Origin of the sequence: Streptomyces palmae (assembly GCF_004684805.1) — a bacterium.
Classification (GTDB): domain Bacteria; phylum Actinomycetota; class Actinomycetes; order Streptomycetales; family Streptomycetaceae; genus Streptomyces; species Streptomyces palmae.
In genome coordinates this window covers 1-1239 of the sequence record NZ_SRID01000696.1, presented here as the reverse complement: position 1 = coordinate 1239, position 1239 = coordinate 1, and the positions used below count along the sequence as shown (strand labels likewise).

1 protein-coding gene is annotated in these 1239 nt (G+C 75.9%); it reads right to left on the bottom strand.

What is annotated here, in order from left to right; all coding sequences use genetic code 11:
* Positions 1 to 3: 3 nt before the first annotated feature.
* A complete protein-coding gene (locus E4099_RS32140; RefSeq protein ID WP_425348294.1) occupies positions 4 to 1233 on the bottom strand; it encodes a dihydrodipicolinate synthase family protein in 1230 nt (409 codons plus the stop codon).
* Between the last annotated feature and the right edge of the window lie 6 nt (positions 1234 to 1239).

The following is a 1239-nucleotide window of genomic DNA, read 5'->3' as shown; positions in this document are numbered from 1 at the left end:
GGTTCATCGGGCCTCCACTCCGTGTACGGCCAGCAGCCGGGCCATCCGGTCGGCGGCGAGTTCCGGGTCCGGGAACAGTCCGAGCCGGTCGGCCAGTTCGTAGGCGCGGGCCAGATGGGGCAGGGAGCGGGCCGACTGCGCGCCGCCGACCATGGTGAAGTGGTCCTGGTGCCCGGCCAGCCAGGCCAGCAGCACCACCCCGGTCTTGTAGTGGCGGGTGGGCTCCTGGAACAGGTGCCGGGCCAGGTCCAGGGTGGGTTCCAGCAGCGCGCGGAAGCCCGGTGGGTCACCGGCGTCCAGGGTGCGTACCGCCTCGGCGGCCAGCGGCCCCAGCGGGTCGAAGACGCCGAGCAGGGCGTGGCTGAAGCCGTCCCGGTCGCCCTCGATCAGCTCCGGGTAGTGGAAGTCGTCGCCGGTGTAGCAGCGCACCCCGGCGGGCAGTCGGCGCCGCAGCCCGATCTCCCGCTCCGCGTCGAGCAGCGAGACCTTGACCCCGTCCACCTTCTCCGGGCGGGCGGCGATCAGCTGGAGCAGGGTGCCGGTGGCCTCGTCGAGGTCCGTGCTCCCCCAGTAGCCGGTCAGCGCGGGGTCGAACATCGGGCCGAGCCAGTGCAGGATCACCGGGGCGCTCGCCTGCCGCAGCAGCCCGTCGTACACCTCCAGGTAGTCCTCGGGCCCGCGGGCGGCGGCGGCCAGCGCCCGGGAGGCCATCAGCACCGCCTGCGCGCCCGCCTCCTCGACCAGTTCCAGCTGCTCCTCGTAGGCGGCCCGCACCTCGGCGAGCGAGGCCCCGGGGCGGTTCAGTTGGTCGGTGCCGGCGCCGCAGACCAGCAGCGCGCCCCCAGCCTGGCCGCGGGGACCTGCCCCCACGGCCCGGGCCTCGGCGGCGGAACGCCGGATCAGCTCGGCGGCGGCCGTCCAGTCGAGTCCGGCGCCGCGCTGGGCGGTGTCCATCGCCTCGGCGACGCCCAGCCCGTGGGCCCACAGATGGCGGCGGAAGGCGAGGGTGGCCTCCCAGTCCACGGCGGCCGGGCCGTCCGGGGAGCGGTCGGCGAAGGGATCGGCCACGACGTGCGCGGCGGCGAACACGGTGCGGGAGACGAGCGGTTCGCCACCGGCCGGGCGGGGCACCGGCTCGGTACGCGGCACATAGGCCCGCAGTACGCCACCGGGACCGGGCAACCGAATCGCCCGCGCGGAGCCGGCGCCTCCCTCAGCCCCCGCCGCACCCACGCCTCC